Origin of the sequence: Rathayibacter sp. VKM Ac-2929 (genome assembly GCF_022815495.1) — a bacterium.
Classification (GTDB): Bacteria; Actinomycetota; Actinomycetes; order Actinomycetales; family Microbacteriaceae; genus Rathayibacter; species Rathayibacter festucae.
In genome coordinates, this window is the sequence record NZ_JALGRV010000003.1 from 600,280 (window position 1) to 619,842 (window position 19,563).

Below are 19,563 nucleotides of genomic sequence, written 5' to 3' on the forward strand. Positions count from 1 at the left end.
CGAACGCCGCCTGCGGGCGGCGACGTGGCGCCGGATTGTCACCAACCGTCTGGTCGGGAGAGCCTGTCGATCCGCTCGGGAAGCTGCGAACTCCGAAGGTCGTGGTCGGTCAGCTCGTACCACCAGTGACCGCCCGCACCCTCGCCGGGTTCTCCCGCGAGCGCGCCGGCGCGGTAGGCGGGAGTGGGGTTGACCACCCCGACCGGCACTCGACGACGCGCTTCGCGGATGGGGAACTCGAGATCGCTGTCGTTGCTGATGACGACGGCGGCGTCGACCGAGCGTTCCAGCACATCGATCAGGAGGTGCGAGGCGACGTTCACGTCGGATCCCTTCTCCTCCCGTCGGGCGATCGAGGCCATGAAGGTGGCTCCTGGGGCGTCGGCTCCGTCCCGGTCCCTGATCATCAGCGGCCAGGAGGGGGTGCTGAGGACCGGTCGCCCGCGTCGGTCCGGCGTCGCGAGTGGAGCGGTCGCTACCCGCGAGACGTAGCTCCCGAGAGCGAGGACGTCGATGGATCCATGCCGCTGCAGTGCACGGAGGTAGGTGTCCTGATCGCGTTGCCCCTGCGGATGAGAGGCCCCGCTGACGCGTGCGGTGCAGAAGACGATGCGCGTGCTCGATACCGCACCCCATCCTGCGCCGGGACCGGTGAGGAGGCCCGCGGCGAGTGCGCGCAGGTCGAGCCAGCGCCACCCCGGTGTGCCGCGGCCGCAGATCCGGCGCGCTCCGTAGTAGAGGTTGAACCCATCGATGTAGACGCCCACTCGCATGGACGGACGATAGACGCGTCGATGTCCGACCGGAGGCCGGTGGCGCCTGATCCGCGCCGCGCCTCACCCGCGCTGCTTCACCATCCGCCAGTTCACCAGCTCCACGCCCGCGCGTACCGGGTGCTGCTCGGTGACCGCGACGAAGCCGTGGTGCTCGAAGAAGGGGCGCGCGGTGATGCTCACGTCCGCCGACAGCTCCGGCGCGTCCCGTGCCTGCGACTCCGCCTCGGCGAGCAGGCGGGTCGCGACGCCGCGGCGGAGGAAGCGCGGGGCGACGAACATCATGTCGATCCAGCCGTCGGCGCTGACGTCCGAGAAGCCGGCGAGCTCGCCGTCGACGGTGGCGACGAAGGCGTTCCGCGCCAGCATCGCGGCGTGCCACGTCGGGACATCGCGCTCGCCGGCCCAGGCGCCGATCTGCTCGGGGGAGTAGTCGGCGGCGGCCGTCTCGGTGACGGCGGCGAGGAAGACGGCCAGGGTACCGGCGGCGTCGGACTCGGCGTAGGGGCGGATCGCGATCGGAGGCACCTCGACACCCTCCGCGCGAGATGCCACTTGTGAGCCCGACACGCCGAGGAATCGCGTCACAAGTGGCATCTCGCGGGGGGCGCGGGGGTCAGCGTCCCAGCACCCGTGCGTACACGCGGAGGTAGTCGTCGACCATCCGCTCGACGGCGAAGCGGCGGACGGCCGTCTCGCGGACCCGCGCGCGGTCGAGCCGGCGGGCGCGCGGCACCGCGGCGACCGCCTCCGCCGCCGAGTCGACGACGAAGCCGCTCACGCCCTCGTCGACGATCTCGGGCATCGATCCGCGCCGGTACGCGATCACGGGGGTGCCGCAGGCCATCGCCTCGACCACCGACAGGCCGAACGGCTCGTCGAAGCCGATCGAGTGCAGCAGCGCGACCGCCGAGCCGAGCAGCGCCGCGCGCTCGGCCGGCCCGACCGAGCCGGCGTAGACCACGCGGTCGCCGTCGACGTGCGGCTCGACCTCCTCGCGCCAGTAGCGCTCGTCCTGCACGATGCCCGCGATCACGAGGCGCAGGCCCGCGCCGGCGGCGATGCGCACCGCCTCTGCCGTGCCCTTGTCGGGGTGGATGCGGCCGAGGACCACCAGGTCGTCGGAGCCGGGCTGCGCTGAGTACGGCAGCTCCGACAGGTCGATCCCGTGGTGCACCGTGGCGACGTAGTCCAGCTCGGGCGAGCGGTCGCTCTCCGAGATCGAGACCAGGTTCGCGGTCAGCGGGTGCCGCAGCGCCTCGCGGTACGCGGGCAGGATGCCCGGGCCGGAGAAGCCGTGCACCGTCGTCACCAGCGGCACCGGCCACTGCGCGGCGAGCGCGAGCGGCAGCCAGTCGAGGTGGTTGTGCACGAGGTCGAACTCCCGCGAGCGGGCGAGCGCGTGCGCGATGTGCAGCGACTCCTGGACCCGCCCGTCGGCACCGGACTCGGCGTAGCCCTCCGGCACGACGCTCGAGAGCCGGCCCGCGGTGGCGGAGTCGCCGGTCGCGAACAGCGTCACGTCCACCCCGCGGCGCACCAGGCCCTCGGTGAGCAGGCTCGCCACCCGCTCCCACGGCCCGTAGTGCCGCGGCGGCGTGCGCCAGGCGACGGGCGCGAGCATCCCGACGCGCAGAGTGCCCGGGACGGGCGTCACGCCGCGGCCGCCTGCGCGGGCTCCGCGCGGCGGACGACGAGCGAGGTGTGCAGGGCGGCGATGGTCGACTCCGCGCCCCGGTTCTCGTTGCGGCCGGTCGGCGTCAGGCCGTCGTAGCCGGCGCCGGTGACCGGGTCGATCATCACGGTCCCGGAGTCGTTGACCCCGCGGAACCAGGCCCAGCACGCGGCCAGGCCGTCGCGCCAGAGCGGGTCCTCCTCGATCGTCAGCGCGCGGGCGCAGGCGGCCGCGAGCGCCGCGACCTCGATCGGCTGCTGGTCGAAGAGCGCGCCGGTCTCGCCGGGGCCGCGGCCGGCGACTCCGCAGACCGAGAGGCCGTTCTCGCCGGACTCGAGCGCGAGCAGGAACGCCAGCTGGTGGAAGCCGCGGGTGAGCAGCACGGGATCGCCGAGCGCCGCGCCGGCCGCGAGCAGCGCCTCCGGGAGGCAGCCGTTCGCGTAGCGCAGCCGCGGCTCGGGCCAGGGCCAGTCGGCCTCGGCCGCGTGGTGCAGCAGCGCCGAGCCGTCCGCGACGAGCTGCGCGGCGGCCGCGTTATCGGGATGCGCCTCGAGCACCTCGACGGCGCCGAGCACGGCGGAGGTCATCGCGCGCAGGTGCGGCGAGCGCCGTGCCGCGAGGCGCAGGAACAGCCGCATCCCGCGGTGCCGGCTGAGCGGCAGCTCCGCCCGCGCCGCGACGACGCCCGCGGCCCAGACGGCGCGGCCCCACCAGTCGCCGAGCGACGACTCCTCCGGGGAGTCGCCCTCGGCCGAGACGCGGTTGCGCACCGTGCCGTCCGCGGCAGTCGCGCGCTCGAGGAAGCGCAGGTACTGCTCGGTCAGCCGCCGCGTCACCTCGGACTGCTCCGGCTCCTGCGCCACCACGATCAGCGCGCGCGCCACGTCGTCGACGCAGTAGCCGTGCTCGCGCCGCGGCACGTCGAGCAGCGCGTGCTCGAAGAGCCCGCCCGCGTCGGTGAGCGCGTCGAGGTGGGAGTAGGGGAGTGCGGTCGAGAGGACCGGCGCCGTGCCGTCCGCTCGGGAGGTCACGCCGCGCGCTCCACCCGGAGGCGCTCGACCAGGTCCAGGTAGCGGCCGGCCGCGGCGGGCCAGGACAGCGCCTCCGAGGACAGGCCAGTGGCGGGCAGCTCCGTGGCGGACGGCCCCGTGGCGTCGGACGCGGCCCCCGCGACCCCGGCGAGCACCTCCCGCAGCGCGTCGGCCATCGCGGCCGGGTCCTCGTGCGCGACGGTGCGGCCGCGCGGCGCGGTCAGCAGCTCGAGCGCGTGCGGGAACGCGGTCGCGACGACGGGGCGCCCCGCGGCGAGCGCCTCCACCAGCACGCCGGAGGTGACCTGGTTGCGGGAGTCGTAGGGGAGCAGCACCGCGTCGGCCTCCGCGACCGCGGCGGCGAGTTGGGCCGGGTCGAGGTAGCGGCCGTCGAGGACGACCCGGTCGCCGAGACCGAGCTCGGCGACGAGCTCGGCGAGCGACTCGCGGTACGCCTCCCCGTGCGAGGCGACGACCTTCGGGTGCGTCTGCCCGAACACCGTGTAGCGGGCGTCGACGCCGGCGTCGCGCAGGAGCGCCGTGGCGCGGATCCCCCACTCGATGCCCTTGCCGGGGCCGATCAGGCCCCAGGTGATGATCTGCGGGGTGTCGCCGGAGTCGGCGCGCGGCGCGCTGCGCTCGGCGCCGCCCGTCCAGACCGGCACGCCGTGGGCGATGACGCCGACCTTGCGGGTGTCGACGGAGTAGCGGCGCTCGAGGATCTCGGCGGCGACGGCCGTCATCACCACGACCGCGTCGGCGAGGGCGGCGACCCGCTCCAGCACCGAGCGCTGCGAGTCGCTGGGGGTCTCGAGGACGGTGTGCAGCACGACGATCGCGGGGACCGTGAGCTGCTCCATCAGCGCGAGGACCTCGTCGCCGTCCGGGCCGCCGTAGATGCCGTACTCGTGCTGGATCACGGCGACATCGCTGCGGCTGAGCTCCGCCGCGGCGTGCGCGATGCTCGCCGGGTCGCCCGCGACGAGCTCGGCGACGACACTCCGGCCGACGGCCGAGCCGGGCACGGCGAGCTCGTCCATCACCCGGACGGTGCGGATCGTCGCGCCGTGCTCCGCGGCCAGCGCGTCGCCGAGCGACTGGGCGAAGGTGGCGAGGCCGCAGCGGGTCGGCGGGAAGGTCGAGAGCATCCCGACGACGGCGCCGCCGCCGTGCGCGAAGGGGAGGTGCTGCGTGGGGGTGAGGGGGTGCGCCATGCTGACTCCAGCCGCGGTCGTGCGGCCTCGGGGGAGCGACCGCGAACGGGCGAGGCGACTGCCGGCCGGCACCCCTCGCGGGATCGCGGCAACCGGATCCGGTCCATCGCCGGCGGACCGGTCCTGAGTGACGTCACCCTAGAGGGGGTGGATGAACATCCGGGGTCGACTTCGTTCTCCGGCCATCGAGATGCCACTTGTGCACGCCTTTCACGGCGTGTCGCGTGCACAAGTGGCATCTCGCGGCGGGGGTCAGACCCGCGCGGGCGTCAGGGCGGTGGCCACCAGGGCGGCGCAGAGGAGGGCGATCGCCGTCAGGGCGGCGGCGACGCCGAGGGGTGCGGCCAGGAGGGGGGTCGCCAGCACCGCGAGGGCGGCGGGCAGGACGAGGGCGGCGCGGAGCGGGCGGCCCTCGGCGAGGGGCAGGTGCACGGCCCACAGCATCACCAGGAAGGCGGCGACCGGCACGGCGACCGCGGCGCCGATCACGGTGTCGCTCGCCTCCAGGTGCCCGGCCGTCGCCGCGACCGCCGACTCGAGGCCGGCGCCCAGGCCGCCGAGCGCCGCGAAGATCACGAAGTGCGCGTAACCCCAGCGGAAGGAGAGGTCGCGCCGCCGCTCGAGCAGCTCGCCCGACGGATGCAGGAACGACAGCCACCACAGCGCGAAGACGATCACCAGCGCGCAGGCCGCGACGATCACGAGTGAGAGGCTCACCCCCGACTCCGTCACCGCCTGCTGCACCCCGGTCACGGCCGCGAGCACGCCCTCGCCGAGCAGGATGATCGTGAACAGCCCGTAGCGCTCGGCGATGTGGTGCGGATGCCAGCTCGACTCGCCCGCCCGCAGCGCCCACAGCGGCACCGCCAGCTCGAGCGCCGCCAGCACGACGAAGCTCACCACTCCGTACTGCTCGGGCAGGAGGAGCCGCAGCAGCCAGCCGACCTGCACGAGCGAGAACCCGCCCGCGCTGCGCAGCGCCGAGACCCGCTGGCTCGGCGTCGACACCGCGACCCGCAGCCACTGGCTGACCAGCGCGAACCGCATGATCGCGTAGCCGACGGTGATCGCCGTGAAGTCGCCCTCCTCGAACGCCGTCGGCACCCCCGCCGCGAGCACGAGCACCCCGCCCATCTGCGCGAGCGTGAGCAGCCGGTAGGGCACGTCGTCGGTGTCGTAGCCGGAGGCGAACCAGGTGAAGTTCATCCAGGCCCACCAGATCGCGAAGAACACCATCGCGAAGGGGAGCACCGTCTCGCCGAGGTGCCCCTCCTCCGTCGCGTGTGCGAGCTGCGCGGCGATCTGCGCGATCGCGACGACGAAGGTCAGGTCCACGAGCAGCTCGAGCGGCGACGACACCCGGTGCGGCTCGTCGACGGCGCGCGGGCGCATCCGGACGCGGAGGAGGGTCATGCGCTCATCCTGCACCCGCGTGCCCCGCCACCGCGCTGCCGTACTCTGCTGCCATGCATCGAGGGGCGGCCGTGCGGTGGGGGCGCGTCTACTTCACCGTGCAGGCGCTCGGCGGGGCGGCCTGGTGGCTGGCGGTCGCGCTCGTCCCGGCGGTGCGGCTGGCGACGCTCGGGCCGCTGGATCCGGTGCCGGTCGCCGTGCTCGATCTGCCGCTCTTCGTCGGCGCCTCCGCCGTCGCGGCGCTCGGACTCCGCTGGGCGGCGTGGACCGCGACCGTCTGGACCCTGCTCGTCACCGTCGCGCTCGCCGTCGTCGCGACGGTCACCGGCGAGGCCGGCCGGGGCGTCCTCCTGATGCTCGCCGCGTCCGGCGGCTCGGTCGCGGCGCTCTGCCTGCTGACGCTCGGGCGCATCCCGACGCGCTGGCTCGCCTCCGGGCCGTTCGCCTTCCGGCTCGCCGCCCGCGGCCGGACGCCGCTCGCGCACCTCGCGGCGACGCTCGGGCAGATCGCGGTGTTCTGGGGCGGCGCGCTCGTCGTGATCCCGCTGGTCGTCGCGGCGCTGGAGTCGCGCTGGGGGCTCGCCGTCGCGTTCCCGGAGCCGCTGCGCGCGGTCGGCCTCGCGCTGCTCGTGCTCGCGAGCGCGCTCGGGCTGTGGTCGGGGGCGACGATGTCGCTGCTCGGCGACGGCACCCCGCTGCCTGTCGCGATGACGAACCGCCTCGTGATCGCCGGCCCCTACCGCTGGGTGCGCAACCCGATGGCGGTCGCGGGGATCGGCCAGGGCGTCGCGGTCGGGCTGCTGCTGTCCTCCTGGCTGGTCGTGGTCTACGCGCTGCTGGGCGCGTTGGTGTGGAATCTCGCGGTGCGCCCGCTCGAGGAGGCGGACCTCGAGGCGCGGTTCGGCGCCGAGTTCCGGCGCTACCGCGACGCCGTGCGGTGCTGGCTGCCGGGGCGTCCGGTGCCCGGCGCGCGGTGAGTGCCGCCCGCCTACGATGGTCCGGATGACGATCGACAGGGCGACCGCCACCTCCGAGCGCGGAACGACTCCGCCCGGAAGCGACCGCCCCGTCCTCGCCCGCCGCGCTGTCCTCCTCCGCCGCATCGGCCTCGGCCTCGCCCTGGTGGCGGCCGCCGCGCTCCTCCGCGTCCTCTCGCCCGACGCCGCCGGCGACGTCCTCTCCGACGCCGTCCGCGACTTCCTCACCCTGGCGATCAGCGTCGTCATCGAGTCGCTGCCGTTCGTCTTCCTCGGCATCGTGCTCTCGATCGCCGTGCAGCTCTGGGTGCCGGAGGCGGTGCTGCTGCGGATCCTGCCCGAGCGCGCCCTGCCGCGCCGCCTGGTGATCTCGCTGCTCGGCGTGCTGCTGCCGGTCTGCGAGTGCGGCAACGTGCCGCTCGCCCGCGGGCTGATCGTGAAGGGCCTGTCCGTCTCCGAGTCGATGACGTTCCTGCTCGCGGCGCCGATCGTGAACCCGATCACGATCATCACGACCTACCAGGCCTTCGGCTGGGCCGACGGGATCCTGGTCTGGCGCATCGTCGGCGGCTTCGTCATCGCGAACCTGGTCGGCTGGATCTTCAGCCGGCACACCGACCCGATGGCGCTGCTGACCCCGCGGTTCCGCGCGGCCTGCGAGGCGGGCGAGCGGCCCTCCCGCACCGTCCGCGCCAAGGCCCGCCGCAGCGTGCTGCTCTTCGCGGAGGAGACCGGCGCGATGCTGCCGGCGCTGTTCGTCGGCGCCGCGATCGCCGGCCTCATCCAGGTCGGCGTCTCGCGCGACGTGCTGACCACCCTCGGCGGCGACCCGCTCTGGTCGGTGCTCGCGCTGATGGTCCTCGCCTTCGTGATCTCGATCTGCTCCAACGTCGACGCGTTCTTCGTGCTCTCCTTCGGCTCCACCTTCCTGCCCGGCGGCATCATCGCCTTCCTCGTCTTCGGCCCGATGATCGACATCAAGATGCTCGCGCTGCTGCGCACCACCTTCTCCGCGCGCACGCTCGTGCGGATCACCGCGCTGGTCGGCCTCTGCGCCGCGGTCCTCGGACTGGCGGTGAACCATGCGCTCTGAGCGACTGCTCGCCCGCTGGAAGGGCGTCGTCCTCAGCCTGATCGGCGTCGTCTCGACGCTCTGGCTCGCGGCGACCGGCCGCCTCGGCCTCTACATCCACCCGCGCTACTTCGAGTTCTCGGTGATCCTCGCCGCCGTCGCGGCGGTGCTGCTGATCTGCGCGTTCGCGATCGTGCCGGGCGCGGAGGAGGACGACGGGCACGCGGAGGACCACCTCCACGAGCACGCCCCGCGCCGGCGCTGGCGGGCCGGGCTCGCCGCGCTCGGGAGCCTCGCGGTGATCGCCTGCGCCGCCGTCGCGCTGCTCGTCGTGCCGCCCGCCGCGCTGACCGCCTCGACCGCGACCCAGCGCGAGGTCAACACCAGCGCGGTCGACGCCTCGGTCACCGCGCAGGCGCCCACCGGCGACACCGCGTCCTTCACCGTCCGCGACTGGGCGACGCTCCTGCGCCAGGGGGCGAGCGAGCAGTTCCTGGCCGGCCGCACCGCGACGGTCAGCGGCTTCGTCACCCCCGACGCGAGCGACCCCGAGAACGTCTTCTACGTCGCTCGCTTCATCGTCACCTGCTGCGCCGTCGACGCGCAGCCGGTCGGCGTGCCCATCCATCAGCCGGGCTGGGCCGACACCTACACCGAGGGCGAGTGGCTGGAGGTGACCGGCGGCTTCGGCGCGAACCCGAGCGTCACCAGCGCCGAGGCGGTCGTCCTCGAGCCCGACGTCGTGACGCCGATCGACGAGCCCGCGATGCCGTATGTCTACTGAGCGCCGGGGCGGGGAGCGCAGCTTCTCCCGCGTCTTCTGGAGCGTCACCGCCGTCCTCGTCCTCGCCGTCGGCGGCCTCACCGCCGCCACGATCGCCAAGGGCCCGCGCGTCGCCTCGCTCGAGGTCAGCACCTCCGGCGTCGTCGAGCGCGACGGCGGCCGCGCCCGCGTGCACCTCGACCAGGCGATCGAGCCCGACGCCCTCGACCGGGTGCGCGTCACTCCGGAGACCCCGCACACCGCCGAGCTCGAGGGCGGCGTGCTCACCGTGACCTTCGACGACACCCTCCGCTACGCCACCGAGTACGAGATCGCCATCGACGGCGCGCAGGGCACCGCGACCGGCGCCGAGTCCGACCTCTCCGCCGCGTTCACCACCAAGGACCCCGACCTCTACACCCTCGACCGCACCGCCGACGATCCCGCCCAGCCCGACGCGATCCGGGTGCGCCCGCTCTCCGGCGGCGACACCCGCGTCCTCTACACCGCCGACCGGATCCAGGACTACGCCGTCGTCGGCCCGGTGCTCGTCGTCGTGACCCTCGAGCCCGACGACACCACCCTCATCCGCACGCTCACCCTCGACACCGGCTCGGAGGGCGTCATCCCGCTGCCCGGCCCCGGCGTCGTCCGCGAGCTGCACGCCTCGCCCGAGAAGGGCGTGCTCGGCTGGACCTTCACCGGCTCTGCGCCCGCCGGCCCGCTCGACCGCGCGCTCTACGCCTACGACCTCACCGACCAGAAGGCGGAGGCCGCGTCGATCACCGGCATCGACGGCGGCCCGCTGCGCGCGACCGACTGGATGTTCGTCCCCGGCACCACCTCCGTCGTCACCCACTCCCTCGACGACACCGTGCTGCTCGTCGACCTGCTGACCCCCGGCACCATCAGCCCCCTCGGCCAGCACGCCGAGCTGCGCGGCTTCGTCCCCGGCGCGGACCGGCTGGTCGTCGCCGACCCCGACTCCGGCTCCGTGATCGACCTCGCCGACGGCTCCGTCGAGACCCTCGCCCTGCCGCCCGCCGACGTCGGCCCGACCACCTCGCCCGTGCAGCTGCTGCTCCTGGACTCCTCCAGCTACCTCGAGCTCGAGGCCGACTACTCGCCCGAGACCGGCACCGCCCAGTACTCCGTCGTCCGCGTCGACGCGAGCGGCACCACCGAGATCTTCCGCACCTCGCCGACCGGCCGCATCCGCGGCGTCTGCCTCTCGCCCAACGGCCAGTTCGCCGCCGTCGAGGCCGTCTCCGCCGAGGGCGTCCCCGACGACTACCCCGACGTCCCCGGCTTCAGCGCCACCTCCACCGTCCTCGTCGACCTCGGCACCGGCGACACCTCCCGCAGCGTGAACGGCGTCTCCCGCGACTGGTGCGCGTAGCCCCCGCAGGGCTGCCCTCCATGCTGGTCGAGTAGCCCCGCAGGGGCGTATCGAGACCCACCGTCACCCGCAGGGCGGACCTGCAGACTCACGTCCCGACGCCGGCGGATGTCGATACGCCCGCTGCGCGGGCGACTCGATCAGCACGAGCGTCCCCAGCTCGACGAAGTGCGTGCGCGGCTCGACATGCCCCAGGTGACCTGCGCCCCGCAGCCGCACGCCGCCGGTGCCTCGATGGGAGCGGTAGTGCGCTAACAATCACGCAAGCGAATAGGAGCTAGCCTATTGCGCAGCGCTGATAGTGCGCTAACATCGCTTCATCCCACCCCACAACAAAGGAGTTGACGTGACTGAGCCGTACACCGTCGTTGCCCTCTCGCCCCTGCAGATCCCGATCGTCGAGCCGGAGGACGCGGTCCGCAACACCAAGCGGATCATCGGATTCATGCGCACTGCCGTCGGCATCGCCTCGACCGAGGGCTACCCCGTGAAGCTCGTCGTGATCCCCGAGATGGCGATCCAGGGCATGCACATGGCCTTCAAGGCGGGCGACCGCGAGGCCGAGAAGAAGTTCGCCCGGACCATCCCGGGCCCCGAGACCGACGAGCTGGCGAAGGCCGCCCGCGAGCTCGGCACCTACATCGCCGGCGAGCTCTACCTCGTCGCCGACGACGACTTCCCCGGCCGCTACTTCAATGTCGCGTTCATGATCGACCCGGCCGGCGAGGTCGTCTACCGTCGCGCGAAGGCGACCAGCGACGGCTTCGAGGGCGGCACCCTCGGCACCACCAACCCGCACGACCTCTGGGACGAGTGGGTGGAGAAGAAGGGCGGCGGCGACGCGCTCGAGGCGATCTACCCCGTCGCGAAGACGCCGGACATCGGCAACATCGGCTACGTCATCTGCCACGAGGGGGCCTACCCCGAGATCGCCCGCGGTCTGGCGATGAACGGCGCCGAGGTCATCATCCGCGCCACCCTGATCGAGCCGCAGACGATGAACGGGATGTGGGAGGTCCAGAACCGCGCTCACGCGATGTTCAACAACGCGATCGTGGTCGCCCCGAACCTCGGCCCCGAGCTCGGCCCGGACGGCGTGCTCAACGACCTCTTCGGCGGCCAGTCGATGATCGTCGACCACAAGGGCACGGTCATCGTGAAGCAGGAGGGGCTCACCCCCGGCGACAGCTTCGTCAGCACGGTCATCGACATCGACGCCCTGCGCCGCGCCCGCCAGTCCAACGGCGTCTTCAACGGCTTCAAGGATCTGCGCACCGAGCAGTACGCGGCGATCTACGCGAAGCCGATCTACCCGAAGAACCAGTACCTCGAGGCGCCGCCGGAGGCCGGCTGGCTCGCCCGCGAGCGCGCCACGCGTCAGCGCAACATCGATCTGCTGATCGAGCGCGGTGTCTTCACCGCGATCGACACCCCCGCGGCGAGCGAGCTGCAGGCCGACGAGGAGACGCTCCAGCTGCAGGACTCGGCGCTCTAGGCGCCGGCCGCAGGCCCTCTGCCCCTGCCCCTGCCGGGCCGGGCCGCCCTCCCCGCGGCCCGGCCCCCCCTCCCACGACCTCCCCCGCACGCCCCTCCCTCCTCCCACGACCCCCCTGCACGACCCCCCTGCACGACCCCCCTGCACGACCCCCCTGCACGACCCCGATCACCCTCACGAAGAAGTGGAACGCATGATCATGTCCGAGAACACCCGCATCCGGCGCCGCCTGCTCGTCGGCACCACCCTCCTCGTCACGGCGGCCTTCGCCCTCAGCGGCTGCCGGGCCGGCACCGACGAGTCGTCGGCGGACAAGGCGACCGGCCAGGGCCTCGTCATCGGCTGGAGCCAGCGCGGCATCAGCGGCAGCGACTGGTGGAAGACCCTCGTCGAGGGCGGCCAGGCCGAGGCCGAGAAGCTCGGCGCGACCATCCAGCTCCTCGACGCGAACGGCGACACCGTCCGGCAGAACTCCGACGTCCAGACCCTCGAGACCAAGAACGTCGACGTCGTCGTCATGAACCCGAACGACCCGATCGGCGTCGGGCCGTCCGTCGCCTCGCTGGCGGACGCCGGCATCCCGCTGGTCACCGTCAACTCGAGCCTCGACGCGTCCCTCGTGCCCGACATGTTCTGCTACGTCGCGGAGGACCAGGAGTACACCGGCTCGCTCGCCGGCACCGAGGCCGCGAACCAGGCGCTCGCGCGCTTCGACGGCGGCGCGGTCAAGATCCTCGGCATCGGCGGCTTCCCCGGCGACGTGCTCAGCGACCTCCGCTTCAACGGCTTCAAGGAGGGCTTCGACGCCGTCATGGCGGAGCACCCCGACACGGAGGTGACCTACCTCGACACGAAGTACGGCGAGTGGAAGCCCGACAAGGCACTCGACCCGATCCGCGACGCGGCGACGGCCAACCCCGACCTCAACGTCGTCTACAGCATGAGCGACGTGATGAACGGCGGCGTCGTCCAGGGACTGCAGCAGGCCGGGCTCTGGGGTCCGGACGTCCTGCTCGCGAGCTACGACGGCGGGATGGTGTCGGTCCAGCAGATGGTCGACGACCCCACCGGGCCGCTGATCGCGACCGCGTCGAACCAGCCGTGGGACCAGGGCGCCGAGGCCGTCCGGATGGCGGTGGCCGCCTACAACGGCGACACCGAGGCCTGCCCCGACAAGACGCTCTACATCGACACGACGGTCGTCACGCCGGAGAACGCCGCGGACTACCTCATCCCCGAGGACACCTACGTCCGCGCCAAGGACGACGAGTGAGCACCGCCGCCGTCGTCGACGAGCGACCGGTCGAGCTGGTCCTGGAGGGCGTCACCAAGTCCTACCCCGGCGTCCAGGCGCTGAAGGGCGTCAGCTTCGCGGTCCGCCGCGGCAGCATCCACGCCCTGGCCGGCCAGAACGGCGCGGGCAAGTCGACCCTCGTGAAGATGCTCTCCGGTGCGGAGGCCCCGGACGCGGGCACGATCACCCTCGGCGGGGTCGTGCAGCGCTTCCGCGACCCGGCCGAGGCGCAGGCCGCCGGCATCCACACCATCTACCAGGAGCTCAGCCTCGTGCCGTCGCTGACCGTGGCCGAGAACGTCTTCCTCGGCCAGCTGCCGCTGAAGGCCGGTCGCGTCGACTGGGCGCGGATGAACGCCGAGGCGCGCACCGCCCTCGCCCGGGTCGGCTTCGACCTGGACGTCCGGCTGCCGGTCTCCCGCTTCTCGGTCGCCGAGCAGCAGGCGGTGGAGCTCGCCAAGGCCCTGCGCAAGAACGCGCGGGTCCTGCTGCTCGACGAGCCGACCTCGACCCTGCCGCGCCCGGACGTGCTCAAGCTCTTCACCGTGCTGCGCCGGCTGGCGGAGGAGGGCGTCGCGCTGATCTTCATCTCGCACCGGATGGACGAGGTCTACTCGCTCTGCGACTCCGTCACCGTCCTGCGCGACGGGGTCGCCGCGGCGAGCATGACCACGGCGGGCAGCACGCCGGCCGACGTCGTCACCGCGATGATCGGCAAGAGCCTCGAGGGCTCGATCGCCGACGCCGCGCTGCGCGGCGAGCGCAGTCCGCGGCTGGGCTCCGGCGGTGGCGAGGAGGTCCTCCTCTCCGTCTCCGGGCTGAGCGAGGAGGGCCGCGTCGAGGACGTCTCGTTCGAGCTGCGCCGCGGCGAGGTCCTCGGGATCGCCGGTCTGATCGGCAGCGGGCAGTCCGAGCTGGCGGGGCTGCTCGCCGGCGCCCGGCGCTCGACCTCGGGTCGGATGCGCGTGGCCGGCCAGAAGGTGGCCTTCTCCTCGCCGCGGGACGCGATCCGCCGCGGGATCGGCCTGCTGCCGCAGGACCGGAAGGCCCAGGGCTTCGTGCCCGAGCTCGGCGTCGCCGCGAACATCACCCTCGCGAGCATGCCGATGTTCAGCCGCTTCTCGGTGCTCGACATCCGGCGCGAGCGCCGGGTCGCGCTCGAGATGATCGAGCGGCTCGGGATGAAGGTCTCCGGCGTCGACCAGCCGATGAGGACCCTGAGCGGCGGCACGCAGCAGAAGGGCATCCTCGCCCGCTGGCTGGTCCGCTCCTCCACGCTGCTGGTCTGCGACGAGCCGACCCGCGGTGTCGACGTGGGCGCCAAGGAGGACATGTACGAGCTCCTGCGCGCCTTCGCCGACTCCGGCGGCACCGTGATCCTCGCGAGCTCGGAGATCTCCGAGGCGATGATGTGCGACCGCGTCCTCGTCATGGCCGGCGGCCGCGTCGTCGCGGAGTTCGACCACGACGACATCGATCCGAGCGGCACCACGCTCCTCGAGCGCCTCGCCTGACGGGCGATCCGCGACTCTCCCTCCCGCCGGCGCTGCCGGCCCCCCCCGACCTCAAGGACGAGAACACCATGCCGAAGAACACCCTCGACCGGCCGCCCGCCTCGCGGCGACCGGACACCTCCTCCTTCGCGGCGGTGACGCAGCGGCCGACGTCCGCGGCGGGCGCCCTCGCCCGCCGCGTCCTGCCCAAGAGCTACCTCGTGCTCGTGCTGATCGCGATCATCATCGCGGGCTACTACGTCTCCGCCGACTTCCTCACCCTGCGCAACGCCGAGAACGTCATCGCGGCGGCCTCGATCGTCGCCGTCCTCGCGGTCGGGCAGTTCTTCGTGGTCCTCACGGGCGGCATCGACCTGTCCGTCGGCTCCACGCTGGCTCTCTCGACCGTCGTCGTCGCGCTGACCCTGCAGTCCGGGCTGTCGGCCGAGGCCTCGGCCGCGGTCACCCTGCTGTGCTGCGCCGGAGCGGGTCTGATCAACGGCCTGCTGATCGTCTGGCTGCGCATCCCGCCGTTCATCGCGACCCTCGCGACGATGAGCGCGATCAAGGGCTTCAGCTACATCATCCAGTCGACGAGCCTGATCCAGATCCTGGACGAGCGCTTCATCGACGAGTTCTCCCGCGCCGAGGTGCTCGGGGTCCGCAGCCCCGTGCTGATCTTCGTGGTCGTCGCGATCCTCGCCGGACTCGTCGCCCGCTTCACCACGTTCGGCCGCTCGCTCTACGCGATCGGCGGCAACCCGGAGGCGGCGAGACTGTCGGGCCTGCCCGTCGCCCGCAACCTGATCATCACCTACACGCTGTCGGGACTCCTGGCCGGGCTCGCCGGGCTCATCGCCGCCGCGCAGCTCCGGCAGGGCTCCTCGCTGATCGGAGTCGGCTACGAGCTGGACGCCATCGCGGCGGTGGTCGTGGGCGGCGCCTCCCTGATGGGCGGCAAGGGCGATCCGATCAGCGCCGTGATCGGGGTGTTCGTCCTCGCGACGATCATCAACATCATGAATCTGGTCGGGATCTCGTCCGAGCCCCAGCTGGTGATCAAGGGCGGGGTGATCATCCTCGCGGTCTTCCTCTCCAGCGCCGGCGGAGTCGCCAGGATCGGCGCGTTCGTCGGGAAGCACGCCCCCCGCCGCCGCGCCGCCCGGACGGCCTGACCCGCGTGGCCAGGGGCGCGGCGGGGCCGGGGGGCGCCCGCGGGGCGCGGATGGTCGACGTCGCGCGTCTGGCCGGGGTCTCGCAGCAGACGGTGTCCCGCGTCGTCAACGGCTCGGACAACGTGGCCGCCGATGTCCGCGAGCGGGTGGAGCGGGCGATCGCCCAGCTGCGCTACCGCCCGAATCCGGCCGCGCGGGCCCTCGCCAACCGGCGGTCGATGAACATCGGCATCGTCAGCTTCGGCCTGGCGCAGTACGGTCCGTCCGTCGCCCTCACCGGCATCGCGGACGAGGCCCGCCGCTCCGGCTACGCCACCAACCTGGTCACGCTCGGAGCGGTCGACCGCTCGAGCATGCGCTCCGCACTCGATCACCTCGTCGCCGATCTCGTCGACGGGATCGTGGTCCTCGCGCCGCTGACCTCGGCGGTGCACGCCGTCCAGGGCTTCGACGCGGCGGTGCCGCTGGTCGCCTTCGAGCCGGGCGGCGTCCCCTCCGGCTCGACCGTCGTGACGGACGAGGAGGCGGGGGCGCGGCTGGCGACCGAGCACCTGCTGGGGCTCGGCCACCGCACGGTGCACCACCTCGCCGGACCCGCCGGCTGGCTGGCCACTGAGGCGCGGATCCGCGGCTGGACCTCGGCGCTCGGCACGGCCGGCCGGGTGCTGCGCCCCGCCCTCGCCGGCGACTGGTCCACCTGCTCCGGCTACCGCGCCGGCGCCGAGCTGGCGGCCGACCCCGACCTCACGGCGGTCTACGCCGCGAACGACCAGATGGCGCTCGGCCTGCTCGCCGCGTTCGCCGACGCGGGCCTCCGGGTCCCCGCCGACGTCAGCGTCGTCGGCTTCGACGACATCCCCGAGGCCCGCTACTTCCGCCCCGGCCTCAGCACCGTCCGCTTCGACTTCGAGGCGGTCGGCCGCCTCGCCGTCGACCGCATCCTCGCCCTGATGGGCGCCGACGACGTCCAGCACGTCACCATCCCCGCCGTGGGCGCCGACCTCGTGCCGCGCGCCAGCACCGCGGCGCCCCGCTCCAGCCATCGACCACCCCCCTGACCAGGCCTCTCGAGAGAAGGAACCACCATGACCATCGACAGCACCGGAGCCGCCGTGCGCGCGTTCGGCCGCACCGACCTCGCCGTCTCGGGCGTCTGCGTCGGCACCAGCGCGCTCGGCAGCTTCCCCGCCCAGTACGGCTACGAGGTGAGCACCGACGTCGCCGTCGCGACGATCCGCCGCGTCTTCGAGGGGCCCTTCACCTTCATCGACACCTCGAACGAGTACGGCGGCGGCGACAGCGAGCGCCGCATCGGCTCCGCGATCCGCGAGAACGGCGGAGTCCCCGACGGCGTCGTCGTCGCGACGAAGGTCGACCCGCTGCCGGGCTCGAGCGACTTCTCGGGCGACCGCGTGCGCCGCTCCGTGGAGGAGAGCCGGGAGCGCCTCGGCCTCGACGTCCTGCCGCTCGTCTACCTGCACGACCCCGAGAAGATCACCTTCGAGGAGGGGACCGCTCCCGGCGGCCCGCTCGAGGCGCTGCTCCGGCTGCGCGACGAGGGCGTCATCCGCTACCTCGGCGTCGCCGGCGGACCGATCGATCTCGAGCTGCAGTACCTCGCCACCGGCGCCTTCGACGCGGTGATCAGCCACAACCGCTACACCCTCGTCGAGCAGACCGCGGTGCCGCTGATCGAGGACGCGCACGAGCGCGGCGTCGCGTTCGTCAACGCCGCGCCCTTCGGCGGCGGCATGCTCGTGAAGGGCCCGCGCGCCGTCCCGCGCTACTGCTACGCGCCCGTCGGCGATCGCACCCTCGCGCGCGTGCTCGAGATGGAGCGGCTCTGCGCCGACTTCGGCGTGCCGCTCGCGGCCGCCGCGCTGCAGTTCTCCACCCGCGACCCGCGCGTCGCCTCGACCATCGTCGGCATGTCCGAGCCCGACCGGATCCAGCAGACCCTCGACCTCGCCGAGACCCCGATCCCGCAGGAGCTCTGGGACGCCCTGCTCCCGCTCGCCGCGGTCGGCCGCGACGGCCTCGAGAAGTGATCCCGCGGTCCCCGGCCCGCGCGGTCCTCGACACGAAAGGAACACCCGCATGACCAGCATCAAGAACCCCGAGCCCGTGGACGTCGTCATCGTCGGCGCCGGAGCGGGCGGCGCGACCGCCGCGAAGGTCCTCACCGAGGCCGGGCTGCGCGTCGTCGGCCTCGAGCGCGGCCCCTGGCTGAAGCCCGAGCACGCCTCCGGAGACGAGCTGAAGTACCTCAACCGCAACTTCATCTGGCAGGACCCGAAGCTCAAGCCCCGCACGTACCGCCAGAACGAGAGCGAGGAGGCGGTCGTCACCAACTTCTCCGCCACCCCGCAGGTCGTCGGCGGCGGCACCACGCACTGGGGCGGCATGGTCCCGCGCATGACCGAGTCCGACTTCAAGCTCCGCTCGCTGCACGGCGACGTCGAGGGCGCGAGCCTGGTCGACTGGCCGATCAGCTACGACGAGCTCGAGCCGTACTACACCCGGGTGGAGTGGGAGTTCGGCACCTCCGGCCTCGCCGGCGCGAACCGCTGGGAGGGCCGCCGCTCGAAGGGCTACCCCACCAAGCCCTCGCCGCTCAGCCAGATCGGCCGCACCTTCGCCACGGCGATGGACCGTCTCGGCCACTCGACCTTCCCGATGCCGCAGGGCATGGTCACCGAGCCCTACCGCGGCCGGCAGCCGTTCAGCGAGAACGGGTTCTGGCAGCAGTACCCGGACCCGGGCACCGGCAAGTCGTCCACGCTGATCAACTTCATCCCGGACGCCGTCGCGACCGGCCTCTACGATCTGCGTCCCGACTGCTACGTCAGCGAGATCCTGGTCGGCCCGGACGGCCGGGCCACCGGCGTGCGCTACCAGGACGAGGACGGCAACGAGTTCGTGCAGAAGGCGAAGGCGGTGATCGTCGCCGGCGGCGGCATCGAGACGCCGCGTCTGCTGCTGATGTCGAAGTCCGCGCTGTTCCCCGACGGGCTCGCGAACGGCAGCGGTCAGGTGGGGAGGAACGCCACCTTCCACCAGTACTCGTTCTCCGTCGGGCTCTTCGACCGCGAGGTGAGCGACCCGCTCTACGGCTGGGCCGGCCACTACATGAGCCTGTGCTCGTTCGACTTCTACGAGACCGACGCCAGCCGCGGCCACATCCTCGGCTCGCTGATCTTCCCCTCGATGATCGGCCACCCGGTCAACTGGAGCTTCCCCGGCCGCCCGAGCTGGGGCCAGGCCGCCAAGGACGCGGACCGGGAGCTGTTCAACCACTCGATGAAGATCGGGATCCTCCTGCACGACCTCCCGCGCGAGAGCAACCGGGTCGACCTCGACCCGACGGTGAAGGACGCCTGGGGCCTCCCGGTCGCCCGGATCACCCACACCCCGCACCCGAACGACTTCGCGCAGGAGAAGTGGCAGGTCGCGAAGAACGGCGAGATCCTCGATGCGGCCGGTGCCGCGAAGGTCGTGCCCGTGAACATGGAGCGCATCACCGGCAACACCTCGCACGAGCTCGGCACGGTGCGGATGGGGAACGACCCCGCCACCTCCGTCGTCGACCGCTGGTGCCGCTCGCACGAGGTGCCGAACCTCTACGTCTTCGACGCGAGCTTCTTCCCGACGGCGACCGGCATCAACCCGGCGCTGACGATCATGGCGAACGCCTGGCGCTGCAGCGACCGCATCATCGCGGTCGACTCCCGCGGCTGGTCGTCGGACGACTGAGCCCGCGCGCGGCACCGCGCACCACATCATCACGAA

General features: G+C 72.9%; 17 protein-coding genes. 11 read left to right on the forward strand and 6 right to left on the reverse strand.

Annotation, left to right across the window (positions count from 1 at the left end; genetic code table 11):
• Positions 1-38: 38 nt before the first annotated feature.
• From MT355_RS11900 to MT355_RS11925, 6 genes are all read right to left on the reverse strand, one after another.
• A complete protein-coding gene (locus MT355_RS11900; RefSeq protein ID WP_243599688.1) occupies positions 39-362 on the reverse strand; it encodes a hypothetical protein in 324 nt (107 codons plus the stop codon).
• Between the two features lie 474 nt (positions 363-836).
• A complete protein-coding gene (locus tag MT355_RS11905) occupies positions 837-1,301 on the reverse strand; it encodes a GNAT family N-acetyltransferase (protein WP_243599689.1) in 465 nt (154 codons plus the stop codon).
• An 88-nt stretch (positions 1,302-1,389) separates the two neighbouring features.
• On the reverse strand, positions 1,390-2,430 hold the full coding sequence (locus tag MT355_RS11910) for a glycosyltransferase family 4 protein (protein WP_243599690.1): 1,041 nt from the start codon (positions 2,428-2,430) through the stop codon (positions 1,390-1,392).
• Positions 2,427-3,479 carry a glycosyltransferase gene (locus MT355_RS11915; protein WP_243599691.1) on the reverse strand — a complete coding sequence of 351 codons (1,053 nt, stop codon included), beginning with the start codon at positions 3,477-3,479 and terminating at the stop codon, positions 2,427-2,429. The genes MT355_RS11910 and MT355_RS11915 overlap by 4 nt, the downstream gene beginning before the upstream one ends.
• Positions 3,476-4,693, reverse strand: a complete 1,218-nt coding sequence (locus MT355_RS11920; protein ID WP_243599692.1) for a glycosyltransferase — start codon at positions 4,691-4,693, stop codon at positions 3,476-3,478. Before MT355_RS11920 ends, MT355_RS11915 begins: the two co-directional genes overlap by 4 nt.
• 252 nt (positions 4,694-4,945) lie before the next feature.
• Positions 4,946-6,106 (reverse strand): low temperature requirement protein A, encoded by a 1,161-nt coding sequence (locus tag MT355_RS11925; protein ID WP_243599693.1) that lies wholly within the window; start codon positions 6,104-6,106, stop codon positions 4,946-4,948.
• Positions 6,107-6,159: 53 nt separating this feature from the next.
• Between MT355_RS11925 and MT355_RS11930 the strand changes: the two genes are divergently transcribed.
• From MT355_RS11930 to MT355_RS11980, 11 genes are all read left to right on the forward strand, one after another.
• On the forward strand, positions 6,160-7,083 hold the full coding sequence (locus MT355_RS11930; RefSeq protein WP_243599694.1) for an isoprenylcysteine carboxylmethyltransferase family protein: 924 nt from the start codon (positions 6,160-6,162) through the stop codon (positions 7,081-7,083).
• Positions 7,084-7,108: 25 nt separating this feature from the next.
• A complete protein-coding gene (locus MT355_RS11935; protein WP_243599695.1) occupies positions 7,109-8,176 on the forward strand; it encodes a permease in 1,068 nt (355 codons plus the stop codon).
• Positions 8,166-8,939: a TIGR03943 family protein gene (locus MT355_RS11940; RefSeq protein WP_243585936.1), complete on the forward strand. Its 774-nt coding sequence runs from the start codon at positions 8,166-8,168 to the stop codon at positions 8,937-8,939. The genes MT355_RS11935 and MT355_RS11940 overlap by 11 nt, the downstream gene beginning before the upstream one ends.
• On the forward strand, positions 8,929-10,317 hold the full coding sequence (locus tag MT355_RS11945) for a hypothetical protein (RefSeq protein ID WP_243599696.1): 1,389 nt from the start codon (positions 8,929-8,931) through the stop codon (positions 10,315-10,317). Before MT355_RS11940 ends, MT355_RS11945 begins: the two co-directional genes overlap by 11 nt.
• Positions 10,318-10,663: 346 nt before the next feature.
• A complete protein-coding gene (locus MT355_RS11950) occupies positions 10,664-11,812 on the forward strand; it encodes a nitrilase-related carbon-nitrogen hydrolase (protein ID WP_123734622.1) in 1,149 nt (382 codons plus the stop codon).
• A gap of 193 nt (positions 11,813-12,005) precedes the next feature.
• Positions 12,006-13,085 (forward strand): substrate-binding domain-containing protein, encoded by a 1,080-nt coding sequence (locus MT355_RS11955; RefSeq protein ID WP_243581125.1) that lies wholly within the window; start codon positions 12,006-12,008, stop codon positions 13,083-13,085.
• Positions 13,082-14,620 (forward strand): sugar ABC transporter ATP-binding protein, encoded by a 1,539-nt coding sequence (locus tag MT355_RS11960; protein ID WP_243599697.1) that lies wholly within the window; start codon positions 13,082-13,084, stop codon positions 14,618-14,620. The genes MT355_RS11955 and MT355_RS11960 overlap by 4 nt, the downstream gene beginning before the upstream one ends.
• A gap of 68 nt (positions 14,621-14,688) precedes the next feature.
• The gene (locus tag MT355_RS11965) at positions 14,689-15,774 is read left to right on the forward strand and encodes an ABC transporter permease (RefSeq protein ID WP_132435242.1); all 1,086 of its coding nucleotides are present in this window, start codon (positions 14,689-14,691) and stop codon (positions 15,772-15,774) included.
• Positions 15,775-15,824: 50 nt separating this feature from the next.
• Positions 15,825-16,832: a LacI family DNA-binding transcriptional regulator gene (locus tag MT355_RS11970; protein ID WP_243599698.1), complete on the forward strand. Its 1,008-nt coding sequence runs from the start codon at positions 15,825-15,827 to the stop codon at positions 16,830-16,832.
• Positions 16,833-16,859: 27 nt separating this feature from the next.
• Positions 16,860-17,822, forward strand: coding sequence for an aldo/keto reductase (locus MT355_RS11975; RefSeq protein WP_243599699.1), 963 nt, complete (start codon positions 16,860-16,862; stop codon positions 17,820-17,822).
• A gap of 49 nt (positions 17,823-17,871) precedes the next feature.
• Positions 17,872-19,527 (forward strand): GMC family oxidoreductase, encoded by a 1,656-nt coding sequence (locus tag MT355_RS11980; protein WP_243599700.1) that lies wholly within the window; start codon positions 17,872-17,874, stop codon positions 19,525-19,527.
• Positions 19,528-19,563: the final 36 nt, after the last annotated feature.